Origin of the sequence: Myxococcus guangdongensis (genome assembly GCF_024198255.1) — a bacterium.
Taxonomy (GTDB): domain Bacteria; phylum Myxococcota; class Myxococcia; order Myxococcales; family Myxococcaceae; genus Myxococcus; species Myxococcus guangdongensis.
The window spans coordinates 1-15,001 of record NZ_JAJVKW010000006.1; the positions used below are offsets into that span (position 1 = coordinate 1).

10 protein-coding genes and 4 tRNA genes are annotated in these 15,001 nt (G+C 65.8%); 13 read left to right on the top strand and 1 reads right to left on the bottom strand.

Translation table 11 applies throughout. From position 1 onward, the window contains the following. Positions 1–360: 360 nt before the first annotated feature. The 6 genes from LXT21_RS19565 to LXT21_RS19585 all read left to right on the top strand — a co-directional run bounded on the left by LXT21_RS19565 (position 361) and on the right by LXT21_RS19585 (position 4,531). A complete protein-coding gene (locus tag LXT21_RS19565) occupies positions 361–720 on the top strand; it encodes a hypothetical protein (RefSeq protein ID WP_254039674.1) in 360 nt (119 codons plus the stop codon). Positions 721–853: 133 nt separating this feature from the next. Beyond that, complete coding sequence (locus LXT21_RS19570) at positions 854–1,741, top strand: hypothetical protein (protein WP_254039675.1); 888 nt, start codon at positions 854–856, stop codon at positions 1,739–1,741. Between the two features lie 705 nt (positions 1,742–2,446). Then, the gene (locus tag LXT21_RS45660; RefSeq protein WP_407667010.1) at positions 2,447–2,659 is read left to right on the top strand and encodes a helix-turn-helix domain-containing protein; all 213 of its coding nucleotides are present in this window, start codon (positions 2,447–2,449) and stop codon (positions 2,657–2,659) included. A 3-nt stretch (positions 2,660–2,662) separates the two neighbouring features. Beyond that, positions 2,663–4,324 carry a tyrosine-type recombinase/integrase gene (locus LXT21_RS19575; protein ID WP_254039676.1) on the top strand — a complete coding sequence of 554 codons (1,662 nt, stop codon included), beginning with the start codon at positions 2,663–2,665 and terminating at the stop codon, positions 4,322–4,324. A gap of 34 nt (positions 4,325–4,358) precedes the next feature. Beyond that, a tRNA-His gene (locus LXT21_RS19580) sits at positions 4,359–4,432 on the top strand. Positions 4,433–4,457: 25 nt separating this feature from the next. Next, a tRNA-Arg gene (locus tag LXT21_RS19585) sits at positions 4,458–4,531 on the top strand. 122 nt (positions 4,532–4,653) lie between these two features. On the opposite strand, the gene bet is transcribed toward LXT21_RS19585, so the two are convergent. Beyond that, complete coding sequence (gene bet, locus LXT21_RS19590; protein WP_323394694.1) at positions 4,654–5,721, bottom strand: phage recombination protein Bet; 1,068 nt, start codon at positions 5,719–5,721, stop codon at positions 4,654–4,656. Between the two features lie 380 nt (positions 5,722–6,101). On the opposite strand from bet, the gene LXT21_RS19595 reads away from it, so the two are divergent. The 7 genes from LXT21_RS19595 (at position 6,102) to lon (ending at position 14,935) form a co-directional block, all read left to right on the top strand. After that, positions 6,102–6,174 (top strand) — tRNA-Lys (locus tag LXT21_RS19595). 116 nt (positions 6,175–6,290) lie between these two features. Then, positions 6,291–6,372: transfer RNA gene (locus LXT21_RS19600), tRNA-Leu, on the top strand. Positions 6,373–6,473: 101 nt separating this feature from the next. After that, positions 6,474–7,751 carry a trigger factor gene (gene tig, locus LXT21_RS19605; protein ID WP_254039677.1) on the top strand — a complete coding sequence of 426 codons (1,278 nt, stop codon included), beginning with the start codon at positions 6,474–6,476 and terminating at the stop codon, positions 7,749–7,751. A gap of 49 nt (positions 7,752–7,800) precedes the next feature. Continuing rightward, a complete protein-coding gene (gene clpP, locus LXT21_RS19610) occupies positions 7,801–8,421 on the top strand; it encodes an ATP-dependent Clp endopeptidase proteolytic subunit ClpP (protein WP_254039678.1) in 621 nt (206 codons plus the stop codon). A gap of 213 nt (positions 8,422–8,634) precedes the next feature. Beyond that, positions 8,635–9,918 (top strand): ATP-dependent Clp protease ATP-binding subunit ClpX, encoded by a 1,284-nt coding sequence (gene clpX / locus LXT21_RS19615; protein WP_254039679.1) that lies wholly within the window; start codon positions 8,635–8,637, stop codon positions 9,916–9,918. Positions 9,919–10,210: 292 nt separating this feature from the next. Beyond that, positions 10,211–12,280 (top strand): prolyl oligopeptidase family serine peptidase, encoded by a 2,070-nt coding sequence (locus LXT21_RS19620; protein WP_254039680.1) that lies wholly within the window; start codon positions 10,211–10,213, stop codon positions 12,278–12,280. 198 nt (positions 12,281–12,478) lie between these two features. Further along, positions 12,479–14,935, top strand: coding sequence for an endopeptidase La (gene lon, locus LXT21_RS19625; protein ID WP_254039681.1), 2,457 nt, complete (start codon positions 12,479–12,481; stop codon positions 14,933–14,935). The last annotated feature ends 66 nt before the right edge of the window (positions 14,936–15,001 follow it).

Below are 15,001 nucleotides of genomic sequence, written 5' to 3' on the forward strand. Positions count from 1 at the left end.
CGTTTGAACTGCTCCCACCGTCGGTTCTTCGGTCGGTCCTCGAAGGGGCCGGCCACCAGCCTGCACTTCTCTTCCTCGGTCATCTCTCGCTGCTGCCCGTTCTGCTCTGCCATGTCCTGCCCCCTTGGTATCGCTGTGCTTCGAGACGTCCTCGCTGGCCACCCAGCTCGCGCCCGCCCAGCCCCGCTCTCCCTCCCGGGAGCCCCATCCGTCCGTCGAATCAACGAAGCGGAAGATATGATGACGAATTTGGTTTCGCAATCGAAAACGTAAACGTTTACGAAATTGACTTGTGGGTCTATACGCTTGCGTAAGCGTTGACCCTACTGAGGGCGACCGCCTAGAGAGCGAGGAAGAATCGTGACTGCTGCACGAAAGGTGGGAGCTGTGGCGCAAGTACCCGACAGAGAAGCCCCCAAAGAGTCGATGGCCGTCAGGGTCGAGCCCGAACTCAAGGCGAAGCTCGAGCAGGCCCACGAGATCGAGCGGAATGGGCCACCACCCCGGCCAACCCTGAAGGTTGGCCGGACTCACGAGTACGCTCTTGGCCTCGGTCTTGACCTCTACTTCGCCTTCGACTCCCTCGGAGCCAAGAGGATGACCGAGTTCATGAAGTGGCACGGCGGAGAGCGCCAAGATGCGCTGACGGACCTGCTGCGCCGTGGCCTTGAGTCGGTCGAGCGCGAGATGGGGACGCCGGGGAAGCCTGGAAAGAAGTGAGGAGCAGCACCCGAAGCGGACTACCGTCCTGTCATTGCCGCAGACCGAGCAGGCACCCGTGGAGAACAGCATGCGAGCAGGCGTGAATAGTCGGCCCGATGGTACGTCGGAGCCGGCGCGCGCAGGTGGGCGAGTGGAGAAGAGAAGTCCGCGCGAACAGTCCGACCGGCCGACGGACCGGGTTGGGCCGTACCATCTTGGTCGGTGTATCGAGAGAGGCACGCAGCACGGCGACCTGTACCTCGCTCGTCACGTGAAGTCGGGAGAGGCGGCCTATTTGGCGCGTCCGATACTTGAGGAGGCGATGCTCCTCCCCACCACGCCGCTTGAGGTGGTGGACCAGTTCCCGAGTGCGACGGTTGAGGTGGCGTTCCAGTGCTCGGACTCTCCCGCCTACCGGGCCATGGTGGTACGTCCAGCTCGCGGCGCGTTACCGGCTCGGCTCAATGAGGAGCTGACCGCTGTGAGCGAAGAGCTACCGAAGATGATGGAGCACGCGATGTCGCGTGCTGATGTGAGGGAGCACCTGCTCTCTCCCCGGGTCACGGCTGCGCAGCGATGGAAGGGCCGTATTCGGAGGCAAGCTGCTCAGGCCCGAAGAGTCGCAGTGCTGCGATGGAAGGATGCTGCCCTTGTGGTGGCCGTCGCCGGGTTCCTTGGGGTGCTCCTTCAGCGCTCGCCCAGGGCAGAGCCTGAGTCTGTGCCCATGGCGGCTCCCAGTGGGCAGCAGGAACTCGCGACCAGTCTTGCGGAGGCCGCAATCGAGGAACTCGTTCCTGCCGTGCCGTTCTTCGAGAACGCAGGGGCTATTGCCCGAGACATGCCCGGTGCGGCGTTCGAGGGGCAGAAGAAGCCTCCGTGCACCGGCGAGCACGAAGAGCTCGTTGGCGGGTGTTGGGTCGCCATCAAGAAGGCTCCTCCGTGTGGCGACAGCTACTACGAGAAGGGCGACACCTGTTACGCGCCTGTCTGGGTCGTCAAGGTCGACGGGAAGAAGAAGCCTCCTGCTCCTGCTCCGTGAGGCCTTGATATTCTCTCGCTGTACCGGTACTGACTGACTTGTAGTTTCCGCAGTCCCCGCTGTGCTCTGAGCGGCGGGTCTACTTCATAGTCTTCTTCAAGATGCGCCGGCTGGTCGTCATGGGCTCGCCGTCGCTAGGGCCCTGCAAACGCGTGATGGCGTGCGGGTGTGTCCGCGGGTTCTCGCTGGTGCCTCAGAGCCACCAGCGCGACCCGTCTTTGGAGGCGCCATGGAGTCGGGTCTCGCCACGTTGAAGTCGCTCCTGCTCCTGGATGCTGTGCTCCTCGCAGCACTCGTTGTGCCTCCTCTCCAGTGGACTGTGGGTCCGCCGAACGAGCCCCTTCGGACTTCGTGCCGGACTGCTGGCCGCACCCTCGTCGCATGTTGGTCCTGCCGCGTAGGACCTACTTCGTGGTTGCTGCAGCGGACCGCCGGCCCTCCTTGAATTGGCGCGGCAGTTGCTTCGTGTACGTGTAGCTCGGCTCATGTGGTTGAGCGGGAGCTTCTCGGGCACTCTGGTTACCTATTGGGTTGTTGATCAGGGTTCATACCTAATTTTTGTTCAGCGACGCCTGAGCGAGGGAAGTGATGAACGAGTGCAGCACCGTTGGTTCGGAACAGCAGGCGGTTTCCAGTGAGGGAGGTCCGCCGCGGAAGAAGTTCGCCCGGCGCATGCCGGTTCCGCTGGAGGAGTTGCCGAAGGATATGTGGCTGGTCGAGCACGTAGCCAAGGCGTTGGGCCGCTCGGAGTCGTGGGTCTACAAGCGTGTTGCGGAGGGAGTGCTGCCGCACACGAAGCGGACAGGGGGCTTGGTCTTCATCCCGGCCCACGTGATGACCTGGCTCACGGCGGAGGACGACTCGCCGAAGGCGTCACGGCGGACCACTCGCGCCAAGTCCGCGCGTTCGAGGGCGTGACCAGTGGCGTCCGTCCGCAAAATTGGAAAGAAGTGGTACGCGACGTGGAAGTACGCCGATGGGAAGGCGCGGGAGAAGGTAACCCCCGCCAGGACCAAGGCGGAGGCGATGCTCCTCGCGAACGAGAAGGAGTTGAATGCCTGGAAGGACGCCCAGGGCATCACCGCTTCCCCGGTCGAAATCACGCTACAGGAGGCGTACGACACCCAATTCAAGGCCGTCGTCCTTTCGCATGCCAGCGGCGACACCATCAACGGGCGGTGGCAGAACCACATCCTCCCGGAGCTGGGGGCGAAGCTCATCCACATCATCCGGCCGGCGGACATCAGCGTGCTCCTCCGGTCCAAGCTGCGGGACGACGAGGACAACAACGATGACGCTGATGGTGAGGAGGACGAAGAGGGACTCGCTCCTCAGACGGTGAAGGCCATCAGGAGCCATCTCCAGGCCTTCTTCACCTGGGCGAAGAAGGAAGCGCAGATTTTCAGCGGAGAGAATCCAGCTGCGCTCTCGTGGGACCCGGAACTCCCGGAGCCGGAGCCTCGAGTGCTCGACCTGTCCGAGGCGGAGGTCATCGCCCGGCACTCCACGAACCAGGACATCGAGGACTTCATCCTGGTGGGGCTCTACACGGGGATGCGGCGCGGGGAGATTATCGGTTGCCCCAAGAAAAACGTGCACTTGGAGGACCGCACCCTTCTTCTTTCTCGTTCGGGCTCGCGGAAGCGTACGAAGACGAAGCGCATCCGGCAGGTACCCATTCCCCTCGCCCTCGTCCCGGTCCTTGCCCGGCGCCTCGCGGATCCGCAGAGCGAGTGGCTCTTCTGGGGCCGCGACGGGAAGCGGCTCAAGAAGGACTACAAGATCTGCAGCCGGTTCCGCACGGCCATGAAGCGCGCCGGCATCGTGGAGGGCTACAGGTTCACCTGCACCGCGCCGAAGACACGGGCACCTGGGGAGCGGAACGGCCGGGCCAAGCTGACGGCAGACCAAGTGGCCGACCTCCGAAAGCGGGCTGCTGCGGGGACGACCCAGGCCGAGCTCTCTCGGCAGTTCGGCGTGGCGGCCAGAACGGTTGGGATGATTGTCCGCGGAGAACTCTGGGGCAGGGGGACGAACAAGCACGGAGGGTGTGGGTTCTCCGCTCTCCATCCGGACGAGGCGCCTCGGAACTGCCCCACCTGCGCGGCACCTATGAAGGTGGAGGTCGTCCCGGCAGACCACATCTTCAAGGACCTCCGTGCGTCCTATTTGACCCACGTCGTGGAGCGCACCGGAGACGTCAAGGTGACCCGGGACCTCGGTGGCCACACCGGAGAGCGGACCACGATGCGCCACTACCTCGCCCGAAGGATGGCGCACCTCAAGGCCAAGGTGGACGAGGCGTTCGCGGGAATGGGCGCCTCCGACTCCTCTTCCGGTCCGTTTCCGATCGGAAACGGAGAAGAGGTGCCAGTTGCTGTCAGAAGCTGGAGTCAGCCGGCGTACGAAGGAGGAACGGTGCTAGTAACTGCGAATAGTTACGGAAATTGGGCGGGGAGTTACCAAGTCGGAGGTCGACCTTCTAAGTCGGGGGTCGCAGGTTCGAGTCCTGCCTGGGGCGCCATGCTGGCCGGTGTGTCTGTTGTGATTTGGGCCTTGAACTGGCCCGGCTTTCCACGGTAGGGAAGCCCCCGCTTCAAACGCCGTAGCGGTAACGGCGGCCATAGCTCAACTGGTTAGAGCGCTGGACTGTGACTCCAGAGGTTGCCGGTTCGACCCCGGTTGGCCGCCCACCTTTTCCCCCTGTTCGTAGGTTGCGCTCGTAGCTCAACTGGATAGAGCACTGGGCTTCGAACCCAGGGGTTGGGGGTTCAAGTCCCTCCGAGCGCGCTCTCCTCTTCTTCCGCAGGCCCCGGACTCCTTCGTGGAAGTCCCGCGTGGCGCCGCGAAGAAGGCCCCCGCCGGAAGATGTCCGACGGAGGCACGCTTCACTTCATCGCATCCGCCGTGACTCAGGCGTGGGACGCGCCGTTGCTCTTGTCCGCCGTGGACGGGACTCGGCAGCGCAGCTCCGTCTCCGCCTCCAGCGCGAGCAGGTTCTCCCGCATCGCCTTGGCCCAACGCGCGCGGGGTTGCTCCATCAGCTTCTCGTTCGCCAGCTCGATGGTCTCCGTGAGCTCCTCGTCCGAGAGCTCCGAGGCCGTCTTGCCCTTGTACGGGCCGAACGCCACCAACACCGCGCTCGCCTTGGGCGGCGGGGGCGCCGCCTCCACTTCCTTCGGGGGGAGCGGGGCCAGCGGCAGGTCCACGTCCAGCTTCGCGGGGGCCGGCTTCTCCTCCTTCGCGGGCGCGGTGGCCAGCGGGGTGGGGAAGGACGCCTTCACCGGGCCGGTTCTTGCGCCCAGCACCTCGTAGGCGCCGCTCGCGGGGGCGGGCTCGGGGTGGGCCGAGGACGAATCGAAGTCCTCCGCTGGCATCTCCTCCCGGACGTACAGTCCGCCGAAGGCTTCGGGGTACGCCTTGCGCAGGGCCGCCACCCGGGCGCACTTCTCGATCATCGTCGTGGGAATCTTGGCCCACAGCGGCGTCTGCTGGACGTAGCCGCTGAAGTCCAGCCACACCACCACGGGCAGCTTCCCGTCGCGCACCACCCGCGACCAGGCGCCCACCAGCGCGCCCTTGCGCTTGGCCGGGTTGAACCGGTGCACCACTTCTCCCCGGCCCTGGTCCACCACGATGTCGTCCTCGGCGAACACGGCGCTCGCCTGGATGCCCTTGAAGTCCGGGAAGCGCTCCGCGCGCGCGAGCATGCCGGCCTCGGAGGGCTGGAACTCGTACTTCGTCACCCAGTTGGGGCGCTCCCGGTTGCCGATGTTCTGCCTCCGCGCGACGCAGAAGGCTTCCTTGAGCAGTGGATCCAACCCGCTGCGCTTGCACTGCTCGATGAAGAGGGCGAACTCGTCCTCGCTGATGCCCCGGGGGCAGATGGTGCGCCGAATCAACTCCATGCGCTCCCGGCTCCAGCCGCCGAGCGCCGAGCCGGTGTCTTCCACCTTGGGGGGGATGTTGGCTTCCGTCACTGTCGTCTCCTGCATACGTCCTGCGCGAAAAGGGCGGACGACCTCCGTCCGCCCGCCTGTGCCTCGGCGGTTCACGTGCTCAGAGTCCCGAATGGGGGCGCGTGCGAGTCCCGTGCGCCCGAGCACTTCGGACACACGGGTCGCCGTGGCCACGTTCAACAGTGGGCCCGTGGCTCTGTTTCATGCGGGAGGGAGCCATTCCCCGCGCCAGCCCGTCGGGCGGGCGGCGTGGCGTCCCATCCCGGACTGCGCGTCCGCGTGGAGATCGCCGTGCGTGGGGAATGCAGGGGAGACAAAAATACTTTTGACAGCGCGGGCGGCCTTCTGTAATTACCGCCGCCACTTGGACGTCACGCAGCCGACGGGCCAAGCGCAGTGCCGGGAGCGTAGCTCAATTGGCAGAGCAATGGACTCTTAATCCATAGGTTGTGGGTTCGATTCCCTCCGCTCTCATACGGGGTCTCTCCAGCGATGGAGAGACCCCGTTTGTTTTTCCGCATCACGCGTCGGCCGGGTGACGCGCGGCGGACGTTTCGCGGTATGTACGGCAGAAGGCACGCGGCGCATCCGGGCGGGTGGCGAAACTGGTAGACGCACCAGACTTAGGATCTGGTACCGCAAGGTGTGAGGGTTCGAGTCCCTCCTCGCCCATTTCGCGTTGACCCGTTCGTGCCTATCCCCTAAAGGCGCACGTCCCACTTAACCGGCGCCGCTCGGGACGACTGTCCGAGAAGGCGGCGAGCGAGGCCCGTATGAAGGTCCAGGTCGAAGAGCTCTCTCCCATCGAGAAGAAGCTCTCCATCGAGGTCGAGTCCGCCCGCGTGGCGGAAGAGCTGAACCGCGCTTACTCCAAGCTTGGCCAGCAGGTGCGGTTGCCGGGCTTCCGACAGGGCAAGGTGCCCCGCCGCATCCTCGAGCAGCGCTTCAAGGACCAGGTCGAGGACGAGGTCATCCAGCGCGTGGTGCAGACGGCCTACCTGGACGCGGTGCGCGAGCACAACGTGGAGGTGGTGGCCAGCCCGCAGGTGACCAACCAGGGTCTCAAGGCCAACGCGCCCTTCAGCTTCGAGGCCCGGGTGGAGGTCAAGCCCAAGGTCGAGGCGAAGGAGTACGCGGAGCTGCCGCTGACCAAGGCGGACACCACCGTCACCGACGAGCAGATCAACGAGCAGCTCGGCCGCATGCGCCAGTCGCTGAGCCGGCTGGAGCCCGTGACGGACCGCGACTCGGCGGCCTCGGGTGACTATGCGACGGTGGACTACGACGCCACCGTGGACGGCCAGCCGTTCGCCGGCGGCAAGGCCGAGGGCATCACCGTCCAGGTGCAGCCCGGTGAGCTGGTCGAGTCGAAGATCGCCGCCCTCGAGGGCGTGAAGGTGGGCGAGTCCAAGGACGTCGACTACGTCTTCCCCGCCGACTACCGGGTGGAGGAGGTGCGGGGGAAGACGGGCCGCTTCCACGTCACCTTGAAGGAGATCAAGAAGGAGATCTCCCCCGAGCTCAACGACGAGCTCGCGAAGGAGACGGGCATCGCGCAGACGCTCGAGGAGCTGCGCGCCAAGCTGCGCACCGACATGGAGCGCGCGCGTCGTTCGCAAGCGGACAACGACGACCGCGAGGCGGTGATGAAGGGCCTCGTGGAGCGCAACCCGTTCGAGGTCCCCCGCGCCATGGTGGAGCGCGCGATGGACTCCATGCTGCGCGGCGCCCTGCAGCAGCTGCAGCGCTCGGGCGTGGACCCCAGCCGTCTGAACCTGGACTTCAACCGCCTGCGCGAGGAGATGCGCGAGAAGGCGACCCAGGAGGTGAAGGGGACGCTGCTGCTGGAGGCCATCGCCCTCAAGGAGGGCATCCAGGCGAGCGACGCGGACGTGGACGCTCGCATCGAGCAGCTCGCCGTGGAGGCGGGCCAGCCGGTGGAGGCCGTGAAGCGCTACTTCAAGGGTCCGGACGAGCGCCTCGGGTTGTCTCTGCGACTGCGCGAGGAAAAGACGATTGAATTCCTGAAGGGCCGGGCGAAGTATTCCTGAGGTTCTCCGTCCCTAGCGCCGTCTATCCGAGCCTTCTCTCGAGGTCGCCATGCCCTTCATGCCCGTTCCCTACGTCATCGAGCAGACGCACCGCGGTGAGCGCTCGTACGACATCTACAGCCGGCTCCTGAAGGACCGCATCATCATGCTGGGCACCGAAATCGACGATGACGTGGCCAACGTCATCGTCGCCCAGCTGCTGTTCCTCGAGTCCGAGGACCCGGACAAGGACATCAACATCTACATCAACTCGCCGGGCGGCTCCGTCACGGCGGGCATGGCCATCTACGACACGATGCAGTACGTCAAGCCGCCGGTCTCCACCATCTGCGTGGGGCAGGCGGCGTCGATGGGGGCCGTGCTGCTGCTCGCCGGGACGAAGGGCAAGCGCTACGCCCTGCCGTCCAGCCGCATCATGATCCACCAGCCGCTGGGTGGGGTGCGGGGCCAGGCGACGGACATCGAAATCCAGGCCCGCGAAATCCTGCGGATGAAGGCGAAGCTCAACGAGCTCATCGTCAAGCACACCGGGCAGTCCATCGAGCGCGTGGAGAAGGACACGGACCGCGACTACTTCATGGGCGCCACGGAGGCGAAGGCCTACGGAATCATCGATGAAATCCAGAACCCCCGCAAAGTGGTGGGCCTGGGCAAGGACGAGAAGAAGTAGACGTTTGCCGGGGCTCGACGCCTCGGCCGGTGGCCGGAGCCGCGGGAATTCGCCCCCGCGACTCCGGCTTTCTGCTTTCTGCGCCGACCCACTCCCCCTGTTAAGTACAGGGAAGGCGCGTGGACGTCCCTGATGGGGGCTGACTAGATTGGCCTGGAGCCGAGGCGGGTGGCGCTCGGGGCGGGCGGCTTTACAGGCGCAGCGAGGGATTTCATGGCGGGCAAGAACGTGGAGAAGCGAGACAACCAGACCCTCTGCTGCTCCTTCTGCGGCAAGTCGCAGAAGGAGGTGAAGAAGCTCATCGCGGGGCCGACGGTCTACATCTGCGACGAGTGCATCGGGCTGTGCAACGACATCATCGCGGAGGAGATCGACCGCGAGGAGACCAAGGACACCAAGCTGCGCATCCCGCGGCCCTCCGAAATCAAGGCCGTGCTCGACGAGTACGTCATCGGCCAGGAGCGCGCGAAGAAGACGCTGTCGGTGGCCGTGCACAACCACTACAAGCGCATCGAGTCCAAGGTCGCGCTCGAGGACGTGGAGCTCCAGAAGAGCAACATCCTCCTGCTCGGCCCGACGGGCAGCGGCAAGACGCTGCTGGCCCAGACGCTGGCGCGCATCCTCAACGTCCCCTTCACCATTGCCGACGCCACGTGCCTCACCGAGGCCGGCTACGTGGGCGAGGACGTGGAGAACATCATCGTCAACCTGCTGCAGGCCGCCGACCATGACATCGAGCGGGCCCAGCGCGGCATCGTCTACATCGACGAAATCGACAAGATCGCCCGCAAGTCGGAGAACCCCTCCATCACCCGCGACGTCAGCGGCGAGGGCGTCCAGCAGGCGCTGCTCAAAATCATCGAAGGTACGGTGGCCAACGTTCCGCCCAAGGGTGGCCGCAAGCACCCGCAGCAGGAGTTCCTGCAGGTGGACACCACCAACATCCTGTTCATCTGCGGCGGCGCGTTCGGCGGGCTGGATCAGGTCATCGAGCGGCGCCTGGGTGGCCGCAGCCTGGGCTTCGGCGCGGACATCCAGTCGAAGAAGCAGCGCAACCTGTCGGAGCTGCTCAAGCACGTGGAGCCGGAGGACCTGCTCAAGTTCGGCATGATTCCGGAGTTCATCGGCCGTCTGCCCATCATCACCGCGCTGGAGGAGCTGGATGAGCCCGCGCTCATCAACATCCTCAACCAGCCGAAGAACGCGCTGACCAAGCAGTACAAGAAGCTCTTCGAGCTGGACGGCGTGGCGCTGAAGTTCACCGACGGCGCGCTCAAGGCCATCGCCAGCGAGGCCATCCGCCGCAAGGCGGGCGCCCGCGGCCTGCGCTCCATCCTCGAGTCGGCCATGCTGGACGTGATGTACGAAATCCCGTCCCGCAAGACGGTCCGCGAGGTGCTCATCTCCGAGGAGGTCATCCTCAAGAAGAGCGAGCCCGTCGTGCTCCACGCGGCGCCGGAGAAGGAGCCCGCCGAGCCGAAGAAGGAATCCGCGTAAGTCGCGGACTCTTCCGGGCCGCTCCTCTGGATGGGGCGGCCCCTGGGATGTGACGGAGCGCGTCAAGGGCCCTGCGACGGCTCCGACGCGCTCCTCGCATTCAGGGCGGGCGGGGTGGCGCAGGCCTGTAGCCCACGGTTTTTGTGGGACGGGCGAGGGCGTTTCTGTATGTGCTGGCTCCATGAGACAGCTCCCCGTGCCTGCCTTGTTGATGCTCGTTGCCTGTGCTGGCTCGACGCCGGCGAAACGGGAGGTGCCCGTGGAGGCGCCGGCCCAGGAGGAACACGCGCGCATGGCTTACCCGGCGACTCGGGTGGACGCGGTGGTGGACACGGTGCACGGGGTGCAGGTGCCGGACGCCTTCCGCTGGCTGGAGGACGAGAAGGCCCCGGACGTCCAGGCGTGGATGAAGGCGCAGGACGTGCTCACGCGCGACGCGCTGGCGAAGTCGCCCGTGCGTGACGCGCTGGCCAAGCGCTTCCGCGAGCTGTTCTACGTGGACTCCATCTCCATGCCGGCGCGCCGCGCGGGCCGCTACTTCTACGTGCGCACGCACAAGGACAAGGAGAAGGCGGTCCTCTACTGGCGTGACGGCGAGCAGGGCCAGGAGAAGGTGCTCCTGGACCCGAACGGCTGGAGCCAGGACGGCTCGGTGTCGCTGGGCACGTGGTCGCCGTCGTGGGACGGCAAGAAGCTGGTCTTCGCGCAGAAGCCCAACGCGGCCGACGAGGCCGTGCTGCACGTGGTGGACGTGGACTCGGGTGAGTGGTCCAAGGTCGACGTCATCGAGGGCGCCAAGTACGCGCAGCCCAAGTGGACGCCGGACGGCAAGGGCTTCTATTACGAGTGGCTGCCCACCGACGCGGCCATCCCCGTGGACGCGCGCCCGGGCTACACCAGCTTGCGTTTCCACAAGCTGGGGGAGGCGCCCTCCAAGGACGCGGAGATCCACCCGCGCACGGGAGACCCGTCCACCTTCCTGCAGGGTGACTTGAGCCGGGACGGCCAGTTCCTGTTCGTCTCCATCCTGCGGGGCTGGATTGAGAACGACGTCTACTGGAAGCGGCCGGGGGAGAAGGACTTCCGCCTGCTGGTGAAGGGGCAGGGCGCCAAGTACAGCGTGCAGGCCTGGAAGGGCCGCTTCTACGTCACCACGGACGAGGGCGCCCCGCGCCAGCGCGTCTTCGAGGTGGACCCGGCGAAGCCCGCGCGCGCCCAGTGGAAGGAAATCGTCCCGCAGGACCCGGTGGCCGCGCTCCAGTCGGTGAACATCGTCGGTGAGCACCTGGCGCTGGAGTACATGAAGGACGCGACGACGCTCGTCCGCGTGGCCACCCTGAAGGGCAAGCCCGTGCGCGAGGTGGCGCTGCCCGGCGTGGGCGCGGCCTCCAACCTGACGGGCCTGGAGGACCAGGACGAGGCGTACTTCGTCTTCACGTCCTTCACCACGCCCCGGCGCGTCTACAAGACGTCCGTCAAGACGGGCGAGTCCACGCTGTGGGCGCAGGTGGAGGTGCCCATGGACCCGGCGGCCTACACCGTGGACCAGGTCTTCTACCCGTCCAAGGACGGCACCCGCGTGCCCATGTTCCTGGTGCACAAGAAGGACCTGAAGCGCGACGGCAACGCGCCCACGCTGCTCTACGGGTACGGCGGCTTCAACGTGAACATGGAGGCCACCTTCCGTGGCAGCATCCTGCCCTGGCTGGACGCCGGCGGCGTCTACGCGGTGGCCAACCTGCGGGGTGGGGGCGAGTACGGCGCCGAGTGGCACGAGGCGGGCCGCATGGCGAAGAAGCAGAACGTCTTCGACGACTTCCACGCCGCCGCCGAGTACCTCGTGCGTGAGAAGTACACCCAGCCCCGCCGCCTGGCCATCCAGGGAGGCAGCAACGGAGGGCTCCTGGTGGGGGCGGCCATGACTCAGCGCCCGGAGCTGTACGGGGCGGTGGTGTGCCAGGTGCCCCTCTTGGACATGGTGCGCTACCACCTCTTCGGGAGCGGCCGGACGTGGATTCCCGAGTACGGGACGGCGGAGAAGGCCGAGGACTTCCAGGTGCTGCACGCCTACTCGCCCTACCACCACGTCAAGCCGGACGTGACCTACCCGGCGCTCCTGATGATGTCCGCGGACCACGATGACCGGGTGGACCCCATGCACGCTCGCAAGTTCGTGGCGGCGGTGCAGCAGGCGGCGGGCAACCGGGCCAAGGCGCTGCTGCGCATCGAAATGAACGCAGGACACAGTGGCGCGGACCAGGTGGCCAAGAGCATTGAATCCAGCGCGGACCTGTATGCGTTCCTTTTCGAGGCGTTGGAGGTTGGTGGGCTACAGGGTGGGGAGGCAGCGCAGGCCCGCTGACACCGGGAGGGAACGTCCGAGGAAGCTTCGGGTGTTCCCTTGATGGCAGCAGGTGGTTCCCCAATCTTGAGGCGGGGAACGGCACCTGAAACCGACGTGTTATAGACGTGCTTCACCCCGGGTGTGCGCTCGCCGGACGAGCAACCGGGCAACTCTTCAGGGGCCTACCCTCCCGGTAGGCCAGCAGGTGGCGGATACATGTTCTTCGGACGTGACGACAAGAAGGAAGCCCAGAAGCGGGGACTCACCGTCCCGCTCTTGCCCCTTCGGGACATCATCGTGTTCCCGCACATGGTGGTTCCGCTGTTCGTCGGCCGGGAGAAGTCCATCGCGGCGTTGAAGGACGCGATGGCTCACAAGGGGCCGGACGACAAGGCCGTCATCCTGCTGGCCGCCCAGAAGAAGGCCAAGACGAACGACCCCTCTCCCGACGACATCTTCCACTTCGGCACCATGGGGCACGTCATCCAGCTCCTGCCGCTGCCGGACGGCACCGTGAAGGTGCTGGTGGAAGGGGTGAAGCGCGCGAAGGTGAAGAAGTTCCACCCGAACGACGCCTTCTTCATGGTGGAGGTGGAGGAGGTCGAGGAGCAGACGGAGAAGAGCGTGGAGCTGGAGGCGCTCGTGCGCTCCGTGCACTCCGTGTTCGAGGCCTTCGTCAAGCTCAACAAGCGCATCCCGCCCGAGATGCTGATGCAGGTGGCCAGCATCGATGACCCGGCGCGGCTCGCGGACACCATCGTCGCGCACCTGTCGCTCAAGCTGAACGACAAGCAGGCGCTGCTCGAGACCGAGTCTCCCGCGAAGCGGCTGGAGAAGCTCTACGAGCTGATGCAGGGGGAGATCGAGATTCTCCAGGTGGAGAAGAAGATCCGCACCCGCGTCAAGAAGCAGATGGAGAAGACCCAGAAGGAGTACTACCTGAATGAGCAGATGCAGGCCATTCAGAAGGAGCTGGGTGAGCGCGACGAGTTCAAGAACGAGATCCAGGAGATTGAAGAGAAGCTGAAGAACAAGCGGATGAGCAAGGAGGCCACGCTCAAGGTCAAGAAGGAGCTCAAGAAGCTCCGGATGATGAGCCCGATGAGCGCCGAGGCCACCGTCGTCCGCAACTACATCGACTGGATCATCAGCCTGCCCTGGTACGACGAGACCCAGGACCGGCTGGACGTGACGGAAGCGGAGACGGTGCTCAACGAGGACCACTACGGCTTGAAGAAGCCGAAGGAGCGCATCCTCGAGTACCTGGCCGTGCAGCAGTTGGTGAAGAAGCTCAAGGGCCCCGTGCTGTGCTTCGTGGGGCCTCCGGGCGTGGGCAAGACGTCGCTGGCGCGCTCGATTGCGCGGGCCACGGGCCGCAAGTTCGTGCGCCTGTCCCTGGGCGGCGTGCGTGACGAGGCGGAGATTCGCGGCCACCGGCGCACGTACATCGGCGCGATGCCGGGCAAGCTCATCCAGTCGCTGAAGAAGGCGGGCAGCAACAACCCGGTCTTCCTGCTCGACGAAATCGACAAGATGTCCACGGACTTCCGTGGCGACCCGAGCGCGGCGCTGCTGGAGGTGCTGGACCCCGAGCAGAACCACAACTTCAACGACCACTACCTGGACCTCGACTACGACCTGTCCAAGGTGATGTTCATCTGCACCGCGAACACGATGCACAACATCCCCGGTCCGCTGCAGGACCGCATGGAGGTGATTCGCATCGCGGGGTACACCGAGCCGGAGAAGCTCTCCATCGCCCGGCGCTACCTCATCCCGAAGGAGCAGGAGGCCAACGGGCTGACGGACGTGAAGGTGGACTTCAGCCACGAGGCGCTGCGCACCATCATCCACCGCTACACGCGCGAGTCGGGTGTTCGTTCGCTCGAGCGTGAGATTGGCGGCGTGTTCCGCAAGATTGCCCGCGACGTGCTGAAGAACGGCAAGCGGGACATCGAGGTGGACCGCAAGACGGCGATGAAGTTCCTGGGCACGCCCCGCTACCGCTACGGCGTGGCGGAGCGCGAGGACCAGGTGGGCATCGTCACGGGTCTGGCGTGGACGGAACTGGGCGGTGAAATCCTCACCACCGAGGCCACCGTGATGCCGGGCAAGGGCAAGCTCATCATCACCGGCAAGCTGGGTGAGGTGATGCAGGAGTCCGCGCAGGCGGCCATGTCGTACGTACGCAGCCGGGCCGACCGCTTCGGCATCGACCGCAAGGTGTTCGAGAACTACGACATCCACGTGCACCTGCCCGAGGGCGCGATTCCCAAGGACGGCCCCTCCGCGGGCGTCACCATCTGCACGGCGCTGGTGAGCGCGCTCACGCGCGTGCTCATCCGTCGCGACGTGGCGATGACGGGTGAAATCACGCTGCGTGGGCGGGTGCTGCCCATCGGCGGCCTGAAGGAGAAGACGCTGGCCGCGCACCGCGCGGGCATCAAGACGGTCCTCATCCCGAAGGCGAACAAGAAGGACCTGAAGGACATCCCGCTGAAGATTCGCAAGCAGCTGCGCATCGTCCCGGTGGAGTTCGTGGACGACGTGCTGCGCGAGGCGCTGGTGCTGGAGAAGCCCGAGGAGTTCGGCCGCGGCAAGCCCGTCTCCGATGGGCTCAAGAGCCCCTCGGCCTCCGACGCCCCGTCGGCGCCGGCCTCGGCTCCGGTGTAGCGAGTCGGGGGTGACAGGGGAGGGCTTCGGCCCTCCTTGAAGTGCTCGAAGCCAGGACGTCCGTCG